The sequence below is a fragment of the Thermogutta terrifontis genome (assembly GCF_002277955.1).
Taxonomy (GTDB): Bacteria; Planctomycetota; Planctomycetia; order Pirellulales; family Thermoguttaceae; genus Thermogutta; species Thermogutta terrifontis.
Genome location: NZ_CP018477.1, coordinates 729195 through 745059 on the forward strand (window position 1 = coordinate 729195; position 15865 = coordinate 745059).

The 15865-nt window shown below is 58.3% G+C and carries 8 protein-coding genes and 1 tRNA gene; 7 read left to right on the forward strand and 2 right to left on the reverse strand.

Going from position 1 to position 15865, the window contains the following annotated elements; genetic code table 11:
- Nucleotides 1–5 precede the first annotated feature (5 nt).
- Together THTE_RS02650 and THTE_RS02655 are read right to left on the reverse strand one after the other, a co-directional pair.
- Complete coding sequence (locus THTE_RS02650; RefSeq protein WP_095413983.1) at nucleotides 6–1775, reverse strand: B12-binding domain-containing radical SAM protein; 1770 nt, start codon at nucleotides 1773–1775, stop codon at nucleotides 6–8.
- A gap of 604 nt (nucleotides 1776–2379) precedes the next feature.
- Nucleotides 2380–6357 (reverse strand): PAS domain S-box protein, encoded by a 3978-nt coding sequence (locus THTE_RS02655; protein ID WP_168175776.1) that lies wholly within the window; start codon nucleotides 6355–6357, stop codon nucleotides 2380–2382.
- A 486-nt stretch (nucleotides 6358–6843) separates the two neighbouring features.
- Here THTE_RS02655 and THTE_RS02660 point away from each other — a divergent pair, with 486 nt between their 5' ends.
- The 7 genes from THTE_RS02660 to nuoD all read left to right on the forward strand — a co-directional run bounded on the left by THTE_RS02660 (nucleotide 6844) and on the right by nuoD (nucleotide 15819).
- A complete protein-coding gene (locus THTE_RS02660) occupies nucleotides 6844–9171 on the forward strand; it encodes a heavy metal translocating P-type ATPase (RefSeq protein WP_095413985.1) in 2328 nt (775 codons plus the stop codon).
- A 331-nt stretch (nucleotides 9172–9502) separates the two neighbouring features.
- Nucleotides 9503–9576 (forward strand) — tRNA-His (locus THTE_RS02665).
- Between the two features lie 1329 nt (nucleotides 9577–10905).
- On the forward strand, nucleotides 10906–12327 hold the full coding sequence (locus THTE_RS02680) for a class II fumarate hydratase (protein WP_095413988.1): 1422 nt from the start codon (nucleotides 10906–10908) through the stop codon (nucleotides 12325–12327).
- A gap of 579 nt (nucleotides 12328–12906) precedes the next feature.
- Nucleotides 12907–13425 carry an NADH-quinone oxidoreductase subunit A gene (locus tag THTE_RS02685; RefSeq protein WP_095413989.1) on the forward strand — a complete coding sequence of 173 codons (519 nt, stop codon included), beginning with the start codon at nucleotides 12907–12909 and terminating at the stop codon, nucleotides 13423–13425.
- A gap of 15 nt (nucleotides 13426–13440) precedes the next feature.
- Entirely contained in the window at nucleotides 13441–14058 is a 618-nt protein-coding gene (locus tag THTE_RS02690) for an NADH-quinone oxidoreductase subunit B (protein ID WP_237260186.1), read from the forward strand.
- A 27-nt stretch (nucleotides 14059–14085) separates the two neighbouring features.
- Nucleotides 14086–14583 carry an NADH-quinone oxidoreductase subunit C gene (locus tag THTE_RS02695; protein WP_095413990.1) on the forward strand — a complete coding sequence of 166 codons (498 nt, stop codon included), beginning with the start codon at nucleotides 14086–14088 and terminating at the stop codon, nucleotides 14581–14583.
- A 15-nt stretch (nucleotides 14584–14598) separates the two neighbouring features.
- Nucleotides 14599–15819 (forward strand): NADH dehydrogenase (quinone) subunit D, encoded by a 1221-nt coding sequence (nuoD, locus tag THTE_RS02700; protein WP_095413991.1) that lies wholly within the window; start codon nucleotides 14599–14601, stop codon nucleotides 15817–15819.
- Nucleotides 15820–15865: the final 46 nt, after the last annotated feature.

The window sequence follows — 15865 nt, forward strand, 5'->3', positions numbered from 1 at the left end:
ACTCCTCAAACAGTTTTCTGAGGCACCTGCGTGTTTTCCACGATGTCCGCCACCTGCTCGATGCTCCGCCGCCACCGGGCCAGTCGGCCTTTCAAACGTCTTGCCGAGTAAATGACGATCCGTTTGGCCCCCAGCCGTCCCGGCTTCGGATGCAGGGCCAAATGCCAATCCCAGTAGGTCGGCGGTTGTTCGTGGAGGGCGTCCATGATGCGGAAAATATCCTCCGTGGCGGGCAGGGAATCAGCCCCGGTCACGTCCAGCACCACCCAAAGGCTGGTGTGGGGATTGTCCCCCAGGACGCGCCGCACCCAGGGGACGATCGCGGCCGACCGGTCTGCAAATTCCCGGGCCGTGATCCATAAGGTGTGAGCAATGTCAACTGTATCCGACGAGGGTGCAGGAGAAGGCTCATCGAGATCGATTCTCCACACACTTCCGCCCTGGTTCACACGCTCCGAGGAAAGCTCGTCGTTGGCGATGGGAAGCGGATCGAAATCCGTATTGAAAGCCTGTTCGGCCTCGGCCATCAACTGCTGAATTTCCTCTGCCTTTAGGGTCGGCGTGCTCAAAACGTGATAGGGCGGACGCGGCTGGAATTCGAGTCCCAGCTCCGTGCTTCGGCGGCGAAACTCCGTGCCTGGCAGGACAGAAAGCCGAAAGACTTGCGGCTCGTGGTAGAGTCCCGAGGAAGTGAGGTATGCAATTCCCTTTCTCACCGTTTCGGCCGTGTCTCCCGGCAGGCCGATGATCAAATCCACGCGGACGTGAATGCCTGCATCCATGAGTGCCTGAACACCCCGTTCAAACGCCGGTAGGTTGACTCGCCGGTGCATCAAATCCTGGGCGGTGCGTCCCACGGATTGCAGGCCGAGCTCAACTTCGACAAAGCCGGCCGATCTCATAAGCTGGGCCAGTTCGGGACGAATCCCTTCAGCTCGCAGTTCTCCGGAGTATGTGAATCTGCCGCGCGGATTGCCTTCCCGAAGTGTGTGGAGGAAATCCTCAAAATCTCGCCGCTGATTGAGTGTGGGATCGAGAAGAAACACTTCCGCCACGCCGCACCTTTCCGCCAGACGGAGGTTTTCCAGAATGACCTCGCGAGACATGTATGTCAGGCGGTCAAAACTTTTGGGATAAAAACAAAAGCTACAGTGAAAGATGCATCCCCGAATGGATTCCAGTAAGAGCGTGTTGTGCCAGCGGGGGTCGATCATCCCGTCCAAATAGACGCGGCCGACGGCATCCAGGGAGCGCAACTGGGGGCGGGGTGGTCCAAAGCGGGAACGATGACGGTTCCAGGTTCCCGGGATGTCCGGTGCTTCGGCGGGGTGGGAGAGCAATCGCGGAAAATCAGCGAGAGTGGCGAGGAGTTCCGCGAAGGTCTCCTCACCTTCGCCCAGAACGGCCCAGTCCACCGCCGGATGATTGAGGAACCACGCGTTATCGGATGTTGCCTCCGGGCCGCCAACCACAATGCGGGTTTGCGGTCGAAGCTCCTTGATCCGCTGGGCAAGCCAGAGAGACCGCTCCGCATTCCAGACGTAACAGGAAAAGCCGACGATCTCTGGCTGTCGCTCGATAATGGCCCGAAGGAGCGCGGCATCGCCAGCCCGATCGGCAAGCGGTGGAGGGAGAATCTCGATGTCCGCCGGGACTCGATGCACGTACTGTGCATAATACTTGAGGTACCCGGCGGCAAGCGGCACGTTTCCCGTCACCGGTTCGGGACCGAGAGGCGGAATCGGAAGCTGAACCAGTACAACTCTAAGCGACATCCAGGCTGAATTCGAGCGGCAATCACAGAATCAAAGAAATGGCCAAAAAATGTTAACCCGAGCGCGTTCCGTGGTGTGGCAAAAAGTAGCTTCGTTCTGGAAGTTTAGGCTAGCGGAAGAGCGCAAGACAAGGGTCGCTGCCGACGGCAAATTTCGCTGACCCGCTCATGAAGGCGGAGCTTCGTGTGGAGTTCACCACCGTCAAAGTTGCCGCTGGGTGGGAATTCGGCGCTGGGGTGCAAGATATGCCTGATTTGGGTGGCACACTGGGCAAATGGGCGCGTCACCTTTTTCGGCCCGTCGCGAGGGAATGGATGATCGAACGTTGAAGAAACGGACGTGACAAGCACGTCCCTCCGAGGGGCGTTTCGGAGAGGCAGGCTTGTCGTGCCCGGCGAGGAGGGATGGGTTATCAAATGGATGTCGGTCGGACCCGACAAGCGGGTCCCTCCGATGTTGTAGGGACAATTCATGAATTGCCCCTACACCATATCGCCCTCGTAGCATGTGACAGGTTTTGAAAAACCGAGGATGGTTCAGGGTTGGTCGGTTATGGAAAACCCCAGCGGTGAGCTTAGCGCTGCGTCCGTGCCGTTTGCCCAGCTCAAGAGTTACCCGAAAGTGTGGTCATTTCTTGCCGCTGGCTTGCCAGTTCCTGGAGAGTCTGCAAGAGCGTTTCCCGACGAATGGGTTTACTGAGGTATTTATTGCAACCGGCGGTCAGACATTTTCCTTCGTCTTCTGCCAGAGCATGGGCGGTCAGGGCCACGATGATTCCCGAGTAGCCTTCCTGCCGGAGGAATCGGGTGGCCTCGTAGCCGTCCATCTCCGGCATCTGCATATCCATGAAAATGACGTCGAAAGGCTGTCCCTCTTTCCAGGCCGCCATGGCCTTTTCGACGGCCTCGCGGCCGTTCTCGGCCAGCGTTACGCTGACACCCGCTTTCTCCAAAATCAGTTTCAACAACCGTCGAATGTCGGGGGCGTCTTCCGCCAGGAGCACGCGAAGATGGGAAACGACGTCGGGCTGCGTTTGCGTTGCGGGCGCCGGGGCATGAGCGGCCGTCGATCCGGGATCCAAGGGCAACTCCGCGCCACGCGACGTTCGCCCAGCATCGGCGTGCTCCCTGCGAACGGTTTGCACCAGGATCGTCACGGTGAAGGTGCTGCCTTTGCCGGGGGTGCTCGTGACCGTGATTTCTCCGCCCAGCATTTCCGCCAGGCGTTTGCTGATCGAGAGTCCCAATCCGGTGCCCCCGTACTTTCGGCTTGTCGAGGAGTCGCCCTGGGTAAAAGGTTGGAACAATCGCGCCATCAACTCGGGCGGGATGCCAATACCGGTGTCGATGACGTCCAACCGAAGACGGGCGTGGTCGGGCTCTTCCTGGGGCATGCAGGAAACACGCACCCGTACCTCACCCTGTTCGGTGAATTTAATCGCGTTGCCAATCAGGTTGATAAGGATTTGGCGGATGCGAACCGGGTCGGAAATGATCAAATCGGGAAGGGGTGTAAGTACCTCCAAACGAAGCGGCAGTTTCTTTTCCTCCGCGCGAATCCGCATTAGCGCAATAATCTCGTCGAGGGTTTCCCGCAGCGGGAACGGCTGCATCTCCAGACGCATTTTGCCAGCTTCGATTTTGGAAAGATCGAGTACATCATTGATGAGCTGAAGCAAGTAGTTGCCGTTTCTCTGAATGGTTTGGAGCGCGGCACGATGTTCGGACTTGCAGCCCTCCTGGGTGAGTTCCTCAAGCAACATCTCTGCATAGCCCAGGATGGCTGTCATCGGCGTACGTATTTCGTGGCTCATGTTGGCGAGGAACTCGCTCTTTGCCTGGGTGGCGACCTCTGCCTTCTCATAGAGCTCCAGGAGAGCCTGATTGTTCGCCTCGAGCACCGCGGCATATTTGGCCAGTTGTTCTTCCGCTGCTTTTCGCTCAGAAATATCCCGCACGATGGCCACATAGTGCCAGGCATTGTCCAGTTGCAGCGTGGAAAGGGTCAGTTCCACCGGAATGCGACTGCCGTCCTTGCGGCAACCTGTTGCCTCTACACGGCAGGTTCGTCGAAGGTTGTCACGCACAGGCACCGATGAGCATTTGCTTCTGACCAGGCATGTGTCACAAAGAGTATCAACCTGGCCTGGCGCAGATTGTGACGCACATGAGCTATTCTTCAAATCAGTCGGTTTCTCGATAGTGATCTGTTTTTGGACGGAACTGACTTTTTCATTTGCAACCAGTTCCTGTAATGGGCGCCCCAGCAGTTCCTCGGCAGAATATCCGAAAATATTTTCCGCGGCCGGGTTGCAGAAGACGATTCTTCCCGACTCGTCGGTGAGAAGGATCCCGTCACCCGCAGAGTCCGTGATGGCGCGAAGTTGCGCTTCCCTGGCCCGAAGCGTCTGCTCTGCCCGTTTGCTGGCAGAGATGTTGACAAAGACAATCGCAAAATGGTCGGCGTCGATTCGGTACGCCGAGATTTGGTACCACCGATCGAGGGCCGGATAATATTTCTCACATTCAACAGGCTGGGAGCGTTTTACCAAAATATGAAGCATTTCCAGCCATTCTTCGCGAATGTCGGGATAGAGCGCGAGGACGCGCCGGCCGCAAACCTCTTCCTTTTTCTTGCCCGTGTCCTTTTCAAAGGCGGGGTTGACATCCACGAATTCCGAATCGACGGGAGTCCCGTGCTCATCAAACACGATTTTGTGAATGGCGATCGCCGCGGGAGCGTTCCCCATAAGTAATCGGAACCGACGTTCGCTTTCGCGAAGTTGTTCCCGCTGGCGATATTGCTCGGTGACGTCACGAAAGACAAGGACGGCCCCGACGACGTCTCCCTTGGAGTTGCGGATCGGCGCGCAGCTATCGGCAATGTGGAATTCGCAGCCATCCCGGGAAATGAGGAGAGTGTGGTTGCTCAACTCCAGAATTTGGCCGGTGGCGATGGCCTCTCGGACGGGATTTTGCACCGGCTTTCTGGTGCGGCTGTCAACAATGACGAAGATTTCCTCAACGGGACGACCTTGCGCTTCATAGCTTTTCCAGCCCGTGACACACTCCGCAACGGAGTTCAACCCGGTGACCCGGCCGTCTCGATCACAGGTGATAACGCCGTCGCCGATTGATCGCAGCGTAGCGGCAAGCAGTTCGCGGCTCCGCATGATTTCGGTTTGGGCCCGTTTCTCCCGAGCTCGGTAGGCAAGGAACGCACTGTAGAGCCCCCCGACAAAGACCAGGCACGTGGCCATGGCCGCACACAGGTGTCCAAAAATTCGCGAGAAAGCCTTTTGCCGAACCTGACTCAGAGGTACAGCGACGACTTCCAGAGAAACATCACCAACCTGATGCCCAAAACCTCGCGGATCGTAGCGAGTCAGCAGAGTCGGCGGAGCATCCTCGGGTCGCCCGTGGCATTGCAGACAGGACTGCTCAAAACGTTTCGGCACTGCATTGACCAGGTATTCTTCGCCACCCTCGAAGAATTTAAGTCGGCCAGACCAGGAACGGGCTTTCGGATTCTCCGTGAAATATTGAATCAGTTTTTCTTCAGCCGGAGTCGGCCGATTGGCTGGATTGAGCGGTCGATCCACCGGAAACCGCACAATGTACCCCATCTCTAAAAGTTGAGCGTGTTCGAAGACCCGCCGCACACTGGCAGAGGTGGACATCAACTCCGGCGTCAACTCGTGGGGTGAAATGTGTTTAAACAATTCGGGGCGAACGTGCTGGGCGAAAAAGTCTCGCAGGGCTGTGTTGAACTGCCTGGTGAGGTGGATTTTTTCCTGGGCTTGCTCCAGGATCTGCTGCTCAGTCCATCGATACGTTCCCCAGGCCGTCACCCCGAGAAACAGGACTGCCAGAAGGATCACAGCGAGGAAAAATTGGCGCGGAGCCGCTGGCGAATATACCATCGTTTCAGCGGAGCATTGGACTCGCCGGATCAAGAACGAGCACCACTGGAAACCTCTCGCGAGGAGGCCAAGTACAATAACAAATGCGAGGAAAATCGAGCTCGGCACGAGCGCGCGGAACACGACGCGTTGATACCAGTGAGCGCTCTGAACATCCACGCCCAGAACGGCGATGACTTTTTGACTTTCCGGGGACACAATTGGGACGAATGCAGAAACCCAGGTTCCCCAGCGGTCCGGAAGAGGGCCTTCGGTAGCGGCTTGAGAGGTAGAAAAAACACCCTTCAACGTTTGTGAGGCTTCCGCGTAGTCGTCCCCCGGCAGGGAAGCTGCGGGACTATCGTCGGGTTCACTGTCACCATAAAAAAACACGCGGCTGTCCGACTTTTGACCCATCAGGTAGGCGAATCGGCAATCCCGCACACTGCCGCGAACCTCGTCAAGCCATTTTTTGAGTTTCCAATAGGCTTCCTTTGACAGATCACGGGGATTACCCTCAAACTCCCGGAGCGCGTCCATGGGGAAGGTGGCTGCCTGGTTCCGCACATCCTGGAGTAATTCTTCACGCAGCGATCGGTCCGTCCAGAAAAAAATAATTCCGCACCCTACCAAAAAGATAGTGACAAGGCCGCTCAGAATTACAAAGCATCGTGCTCCCATAAGCACCCTTCGCTCTCGCATTGCCCTCGCTTATCCGATTTGTCTCGTATCTTTCCGCTCATTCTCATGGGTGCGGCTCAAGGGGGCGTTCAGCGGTTCTAGCCAAGTATAGGACACAACTGGGGGGACTACCGGTAGCTGCCGAGAAAAATTCCTTGGTCCTCACACGAGGAAGAATGCACCGGTTGTTCAAAAAATGCACGCAGTAACGCCTTTGGCGGACATCGTGTTGAAAGTTGAAAGGACAGACTCCGCGTCCTGTGTCAGCGGTATTTTCACAAACCGCGGGGAGTCATCCCGTGATTGCGCGGGGCATCCGTCCGTGTGAAGCCTGTCCACCCGAGCTGGCTTTGGACCACTCAACACGGTAACGCTCATTTGGGAATTCTCCTTGGGCTGCATAAAATTGCGCAAAGGAATGTGCTGGGCCGCCGGCGTTTGGCAAGGCATTAACCGCATGAACTCTTTTGCAAAGGAAAACCTCCCATGGCGCGGGAAATTCGCCTGGAAGTTCGCGGCATGCACTGTGCCGGATGTGTTGCCCGCGTGGAAAAAGCCCTGCGATCAGTACCAGGGGTGGATGATGTGCACGTGAATCTCGTGACACAACGGGCGGTGGTGCATACCTCGAGCGATTCGGTGGAGACTCAGCCACTTGTTCAGGCTGTGGCGGCCGCCGGATACGAAGCCGTTCCCTTGGAAGAGTCGTCAGAAGAGGCGGAGGGCGAAGAGTCTGCTCCGTCATTGCCCTGGTCCCGCGAAGCAGAAGAACAAAAGACGCGTCTCCGGCAACTCGCGGTAGGGTGCGTGGGGTTGATTGTGATCCTCGCCACCATGCTTGTTCCCGGTGCGATGACGGCACTGTCGGCCTGGCCGGCAATTATTGCGGCCACGGTCGTTCAATTCTACCTGGGCACGGTGTACGCATCTTCCGCATGGAAACAATTGCGGCACGGTGGCGTGAGCATGGATACACTCATTGCCGCGGGGACCTGGACGGCATACCTCGCAGGGATGGGAGAAGCCCTGGGTGGTTGGTCCCTTGCTGGCCATGCCGCGGCTGGTTCCCATCCCGGCAGCACCATCCTCCTGCCCGCCGTGCCAATGTACCTCAGCGATGCCGCGATGATTCTCACCTTCATCACGTTGGGAAAGTATTTGGAAGTGCGGGCAAGGTTTCGGGCATCGCTGGCCATTCGACGACTGATGGATCTTTCTCCGTCTTTTGCGCGCGTCATCTCCGGCCAAACTGTTCAGGAGGTGCCCGTCCGGAGGGTCCGGGTGGGCGATTACATCAGGGTCTTGCCCGGTGAAAAAATCCCCCTCGACGGCCTCATTACAGAGGGTGAAAGTGAGATCGATGAATCGTGGCTTACGGGTGAGCCTGTGCCAGTGCCGCGGACTGTCGGTCAGGAAGTCTTCGCAGGGACGCTGAATCTCACCCGACCGATAACTATTCGCGTGACCAAGCCCGCCAGACAAACGCTTCTTGCCCAGGTGGTTCGCTTGGTGGAACACGCTCAAGAAACCCGGCCGCGTCTGGGACGTTTGGCAGACCGGGTAGTAGCCTGGTTTGTGCCGGGAGTGTTGGTCATCGCAACCGCGACGTTTGTGGTTTGGGGACTCGTCCTGGAACAGTGGGGGATGGCCCTCAGCGCGACGGTGGCCGTCCTGGTGGTGGCCTGTCCATGCGCCCTCGGCCTTGCCACACCCACGGCGATTGTGGTGGCAAGCGGTCGGGCAGCCTCACGCGGTATCCTCGTGCGCGATGCTCAGGCGTTAGAGTCAGCCGCCTTTGTGGATACTGTCGTTCTGGACAAAACGGGCACGGTCACCGTGGGGAGCCCCCAGCTCGTGAGACTTCGCCCTGCTTTCGGCCATACCGAAGACGAATTGTTGCAGGTGGCGGCCACGGCCGAACAGTTGAGCCTCCATCCCGTTGCCCGCGCTGTTCTCGAAGAGGCACGTGGGCGGGGACTCACATTTCCGACGGCCCGATCGATTGAGGTGTTGCCCGGCCAGGGCATCCGGGTGGAAAGTGATGGGCATACCATCGTCATTCAATCGGCAGACTCGGCCGATCAGTTGGCAGAAAACTTGGTCGGAACTTTTGGGCAACGGACCGACCAACATGGTGTTGAGGGAAAAACAGCCACGGAAGTTAAACAGGAAGTCTCCGCCGTGGCCACCGGCTCGCGAATTGTGGTCGCTGTCGTCCAGGATGGCGAGCTTTTCGGGATTCTCGAATTTGCCGACCTGCCGGCTGAGGAAAGTCGCGAGGCCATCGCAGCGTTGCAGGGGATGGGGCTACGGATCATCATGCTGACCGGCGACCGTGAGGAAACAGCCCGTGCGGTGGCTGAACAGTTGGGAATCAGGGATTTTGAGGCGGGGTTAACACCGTCCCAGAAACACGAGAGAATTCGGCAACTTCGGCAAGCCGGCCGTTGTGTGGCGATGGTGGGGGACGGCATCAATGACGCGGCGGCACTGGCCGAGGCGGATGTGGGAATCGCCCTGAGCCACGGTGCCGACATTGCCAAGGAGGCGGCCGCCATTGTTCTCATCCACCGGGGATTACTGGCGGTGGTGGATGTGCTGCAACTCGGCCGGGCGACGGTGAGGACCATTCGTCGCAATCTGTTCTGGGCCTTCGCTTACAACGCGGTGCTCATTCCCCTGGCCGCCGGAGTAATCTACCCTTGGACAGGGATTCTCATTCCGCCGGCAGCGGCGGCCGCCGCGATGGCCGCTAGTTCCGTTTCCGTCGTCCTGAGCAGCCTGATGCTCGGCCGATCAATCACCCGTCGTTGACCACCCAGGGCAGGCGGGATACACTGAATAAAGAACTGTGTGGGAGCCCGGGGTTTTGATCGCGCATTTCGGTGCGCGTTATTAATACCCCGGCGCAGGGTAATGGGAGTGGTGCAGCATCTTGCGGCCACAGCACTCATATCAGCACAACATGTGGTGGGTGTATTGTGGCGGCTAGGTAAATCTGCGCTGTAGTATTGAGAACTTATCCGAAAACCTCAAAATTGGCGTGTTCCCCCGGGCGGAGTTCGGTTTTCGGATAGGCTCCAAGACAGCGGCAGACATTCCGGTCACGACGTGCCGGGACGGCTGCTGCATATTGCGTAATATGGTGGCTGTAGCTCAGCTGGTCAGAGCACCAGACTGTGGATCTGGGTGTCGCGGGTTCGAATCCCGTCAGCCACCCCTTTAAAGTCTCCTGTTGAAACCTCTGATAAGGCTGATATTGAAGTCTCAGACAATTCGGCCTTTCTGCCCGTTAATGGTGCAGCTTTTCTTGGCTCCCCCGGCGCTTCGTGGTCACTCCCAATGATCGGTAACGGCGACTTTCAAAGCGGCTTGTGGATCTCGTACGGCAGGAAAATTCTTGCAAGCACGCAGGTTCATAAGGTCGTCGGAAATACCTTTTGCGGGCGCTGGGAGACATTTTTGGACCAGGCCCACTGCGCGGTTGGTGCGTTTCTTGGCATCAAAATCTTCGACCGGCTCTCCCCACATCGCCGAGGAAGTCAGTGTAGCGATGCCAAAGAGATAGGGGGATCTAATTAAACACGCCCAGAGGGACGTGCTCGTCACGTCCACTTCCCCTCGCAGCGACCTACTCGTCAAATCCGCTTTCGGAGGGACGCGCTCGTCAGGTCTGTCGTGGTCTATCCTGGGTTCCGCGGGCACGACAGGCGTGCCCCTCCGACCTTTTTCCGGAGGGACCTGCTTGTCAGGTCCGTCGTTCAACGTTCGATCATCCATTGCCTTTCGGCGGGGACTGAAGTCCCGCGCCGAAAGCGGGGCTAAAGCCCCGCACTCCATGGAGTGCGGCGATTCATCGCCGCTTTTCGGTGAAGGCTTTAGCCTTCACAACCTTGCCGTCGGCTCGGATCGCACGACCATGACCGGTAGGGGTGGAACCCGACCCTCCAATCCACACAACAGAGATCCGCATAGTTGGCGGGACCTGCTTGTTAGGGGGCCGCTTTCCTATGACGGACAATCCATTGCCGTTCTGCGGGCACGACAGGCGTGCCCCTCCGACCTTTTTCCGGAGGGACCTGCTTGTCAGGTCCGTCGTTCGACGTTGGATCATCAATTCCTCGTTCGACCTTCGATCATCAATTCCTTTTCCCCGGGCACGACAAGCGTGCCCCTCCGGGGTTGCTGGGGCCAAAAAATCTTTCGGCCCTACTCGCTCGACTGACTTACTTGGCAGTCGTCCGCCTGTGGGATGGTGGTCCGATCCCGGCGCAGGCAACCTGGGCCATGCGGGAATTTTGTCTTACTGCTATGATAAATTTCTCGCCGCTGGTCATGGGGCGGCGGCTCGATGCAACAAATGGCTTTCCCTGGGATTGCGGTTCAGGAAAACGTCATCCCCGGGCGGGTCCAGATGACACGCCCGACCAGGGGTGACACCAGGCGTGGAGTGGATTTGATTTCGAATGACAAACGGACGTTCCCTCGTTGCATCCGCGATTTCCGAAAAGAGCTTTCTATGAGCCTTCAACTCGAGAGGTGGCGTTTATGAGTGATGCTTATCGCGTGGAAGTGGACTCGATGGGAGAGGTGCGGCTGCCCCGGCTGGCGTACTACGGGGCACAGACACAGCGGGCGGTGGAGAATTTCCCGATCTCTGGCCAGACGCTGCCCGCCGAACTCATTCACGCCCTGGGATGGGTGAAATGGGCGGCCGCCAGGGCCAACGCGGAGCTTGGACGTCTGACCACCGGTCCCCGAGCACTGACGCCGTCGCAGGTGGAGGCCCTTCTCCAGGCCTGTCGGGAAGTCGCGGAAGGGAAGTTCGATGACCAGTTTCCTGTGGACGTGTACCAGACCGGCTCCGGCACATCCAGCAACATGAACGCGAATGAAGTGATTGCCAACCGGGCGATTGAACTGTCCGGCGGCGATCGCTTCCAGGCGGAGAAGCCGATCCATCCCAACGACCACGTGAACATGGGCCAAAGCACCAATGATATGTTTCCCACGGCGATCCACGTGGCGGTGGCACTGGCGATCCGCGACCAATTGATCCCTGCTCTTCGGGAAGCGGTGCAAGTGCTGCAGGAAAAAGCGAGGGCCTGGGCCGATATCATCAAGATCGGGCGGACCCATCTGGCGGACGCCACCCCATTGACGCTTGGACAGGAGATAAGTGGGCTGGCGCGGATGCTGGAGTTGGGTGTCGAGCGCGCCGAGCGTGCCCTCCAGGCGGTGATGGAGCTGCCGGCCGGTGGAACGGCTGTGGGTACGGGGATCAATACCCATCCCGAGTTCGGCAAGCGTGTCGCTGAAATCCTTGCCCAGGAACTGGGGGTCCCCTTCCGTGAGGCCGCGAATCATTTCGAGGCCAACGCGCAGCGTGATGGGCTGGTGGAATGTCACGGCCTGTTGCGCACGGTGGCCGTCAGCGTGTTCAATGTCGCCAACAATCTCCGCTGGCTTGGCTCGGGACCGCGATGCGGTTTCTACGAGGTGATTTTGCCGGACCTTCAGCCGGGAAGCTCAATTATGCCGGGCAAGGTCAATCCGGTGCTGTGCGAAAGCCTCATGCAGGTGGCCGCCCGGGTGATAGGGAACGACGCAACGATCACGTTTGCGGGGGCTTCTGGGGGGCAGTTTCAGCTCAACATCATGATGCCGGTGATGGGTGCAACCGTGCTGGAGTCGATCCGGTTGCTTTCGCGCGGCCTGAGGGTCTTCACAGAGAAGGTGCTCCGCGGAATGGAAGCCAATCGCCAGGCGTGTGAGGCGGCCGTGGAAAAGAGCCTGGCTCTGGTGACGAGCCTCAATCCGTACATCGGTTACCAGCGAGCGGCGGCCATTGCCAAGGAGGCATTTCGCACAGGCAAGACGGTGCGGCAGGTGTGTTTGGAACAAAATGTTCTGCCGCCCGAGCAGCTCGAAGAGGCCCTGGACCCGAAAAACATGCTCCATCCGCGATAAATGGCTGGTTTTGTGCGTCACCTCGTCGGGAAGCGAAAATTCAGCCATCGAGAAAAGGCTGACAGGGAAGGAGAGGGTCTCAGTTAGGTTTACGCAACTTATTTCATGTGCGCTGGTTATGACGGTTCCGCCCTGGCGTGGGATGGCTGCCACGTGTTGACGGGGTTTAGGCCGATTTCTAGAATGCCAAGATCGCACATTATAACTGTTTCATTTGAAGGATGTTCCATTTCCCGCGGGACTTGAGTTGCTAGCTCTTCGGAGTCGGGTGCGGGCAAGAAGGGCGCAGTAACTGAACTTGCGCTCTTAGTATTGCGTAGTAAGGGTGCCAGGGTTGAGTTGGCGTGGTCTGCTCTGTGGCACATGGACGTTGCGCGGGTGGGCCTGCCTCTCCTGGTCCTGCCACCCGAGCCGAGAGCGCGATGCCGGACGGCCGGCTTGGGAATTGTCCCGCCTGAGATGCTGATTGGTTGGCTTCAGTGTTCGGCGAGGACCTGATGCCAACACGATCGCTGGACGGTTATGTGGGGATCGTTCTGAGTACAGACCATTGACCGGGCATAACGTTGCGAGGGCCCCATGGAATTTGATCCGGCAGTGATTCCTTTCACGTTATTCTTGCTGGCTCTGATTGCCCTCAGTGTCGGTCTGATCGTGCTGGGTCATTTGTGCGGGCCGAAACGACCTAATCCCGTTAAAGCAATGCCATATGAAAGCGGGGTGGATCCGTTTCATGATACAGCACGCCGCTTTCATGTGCGGTATCACGTTTTGGCGGTGGTGTTCCTGGTGTTCGATGTGGAATTGCTCATTCTTTATCCGTGGGTCCTGGCGATACGAGGACAGCCTGGGGTTGCATCAGGGCGTGTGAGCGTGGCCCAGGGGCCTGCCGCGTCTGGCGCACCGGCCCCGGTGGCCACCGACGCTTCTGGGGGAATTCCCACGTTTGCTCCGTCGAGCAGGGGAGGAACTGAGGAAAGCGGGTTCTCCCTGATGGCCGTCATGACGTCTGTCGTAGGAAGTGGGTTGATTTTCTTCGCACTGCTGACGCTGGGTTACATTTATGATTGGCGTCGGCGGGCTTTTGACTGGAGTTAACGAGCGAGGTCCACCATGACCGATCTTCCCGATAATGTGGTCATCACCAAGCTTGACGCATTGGTCAACTGGTGCCGCAAGAACAGCCTCTGGCCGATGCCGTTTGCCACAGCCTGCTGCGGCATCGAGTTGATGGCGACGGGGGCCAGCCGCCACGATATTGCACGGTTCGGAGCGGAGGTCTTTCGGTTCAGTCCCCGGCAGTGCGATTTGATGATCGTGGCCGGCCGGGTGGTGATGAAGATGATGCCCGTCCTGCAGCGAATCTGGCTGCAAATGCATGAGCCCAAATGGTGTATTTCCATGGGTGCCTGCGCATCGACGGGAGGGGTCTTCGACACTTATGCGGTGGTCCAGGGGATCGACCGTTTCATCCCCGTGGATGTGTATGTGCCGGGGTGTCCGCCGCGGCCGGAGCAACTTCTCCAGGCCATCATCGATCTCCAGGAGAAAATCCAGCGGGAAGGGACGGCGAGCGGACGGGAGGCCTTTCGTCGGCGGCAGCCGCCGCGGGCACTCGTGGAGGACCCCAGGAATCCGCGGCTGGTAGTGGCCGGACCACCGCTTTTCGCCTCTTCCGGTAACGATCCGGCAAGCGATCGCCCGGCAGGCTCGGAAACTTCCGCAACATGAGGGTGCGTCACGGAAAGGATCGCGAGGATGGCAAGTCCCGAAACCCTCCAGAAATTGAAAGAGCGATTCCCGGAGGCAGAAATCAGTGAGTTCCGGGGGCAGCACCGGGCGGTGGTTCCGGCCGGGATCGTTCATGATGTGCTGAAGTTTTTGAAGGAAGAAGTCGGGCTGGCCCTCATCATTGACATCACATGCGTTGACTACCTGTACTATCCCAACGCCAAAGACCGGTTTGGTGTGGTGTACATCGTGGGCCATCCCGAGACAGCGGAGCGGATGATCATCAAGACGTTCGTCAACGACCCCCAGCCGACCCTGCCAACGGTCACCGATTTGTGGGAGGGAGCCAATTGGCTGGAACGGGAAGTGTGGGATATGTTTGGTATCCGCTTTGAAGGTCACCCCGATCTGCGGCGGATCCTGCTTCCGGAGGATTTTCAGGACCATCCCCTCCGCAAGGATTACCCGCTTCAGGGTCGAGGCGAACGCCACAATATTCCGGTCGTCACACGGGATCTGGGGTAAAAGGACCAATTGACCATGCCGCTGGAAAAGAGCACCACGTACATCCCCAAAGACGACGCGCAGGAATATCTGTGGACCATGAATTTCGGTCCCCAGCATCCTGCCACGCACACGACGCTGCGGCTGATTCTCAAGCTGGAAGGAGAGCGGGTGGTCGATGCGGACTGCGATATCGGATATCTCCATTCAGGCTTCGAAAAGCTGGCGGAGCACCTCAATTACAACCAGTATGTGACGATCACGGACCGAATGAATTATGTTTCGCCGATGGCCAATAACGTGGCCTGGCACCTGGCGGTGGAGAAGCTTTTGGGGATTGAAGTGCCTCCCCGCTGCCAGTATCTGCGGGTGATTGTCGCCGAGCTGGCGAGGATCGCCGATCATCTCGTGTGCAACGCGGCTGTGGGACTGGATACCGGGGCTTTCACGTTCTTCATGTACGCCTTCAATCCGCGAGAGATGATTTATGACATTTTTGAGGCTCTCTGCGGTGCCCGGTTCACCAACAGCTATACCCGGGTCGGGGGACTGATGTATGATGCGTCGCCCAAGGCCATCGAACTGATTCGGGAATTCGTGAAGCGGTTTCCGCGGGCTTTGGACGACATGGAACGGCTCCTGACCCGAAACCGCATCTTCATCGACCGCACCAAGGGTATCGGCGTTCTCACCAAGGAGGAGGCGATCAACCGGGGCGTGACCGGTCCAGTTGCCAGGGCGAGCGGAGTAACACGCGACCTGCGAAAGGACGAACCCTACCTGGCCTATAAAGATTTTGATTTTCAGATTTGCTGCGCCCAGGCTGGTGATTGTTACGCGCGGTATCTGGTGCGGATGGCGGAGATGCGGGAGAGCCTCAAAATCATTCAGCAGGCGATCGAAAACCTGCCGCCGGGGCCAGTCAATGTGGGGGTGAGCGAACGCATCGCCCTGCCGGAAAAATGGCAGGTAAGGTCCACTATCGAGGGGCTCATCACTCACTTTGAGTTGATCATGAGCAATCGGGGATTCGAGGTTCCCTGCGAAGAGGTGTACTGTGCCACGGAGTCCCCGAACGGGGAACTGGGCTTCTACATCGTGGGGGATGGTTCTCCCTATGCCTACCGCGCACGGTGCCGACCGCCTTCCTTTGTCCACTTTGCATTGTTCCCCCACTTGATACGCGGGCATACTTTGAGCGACGTGGTGGCAGTGCTGGGGAGTTTGAACATCATAGCCGCGGAGCTGGACCGGTAAGGACCATTCCGGTGATGCCACCGGCGAAGGAGCTTGGTGAGGAGCA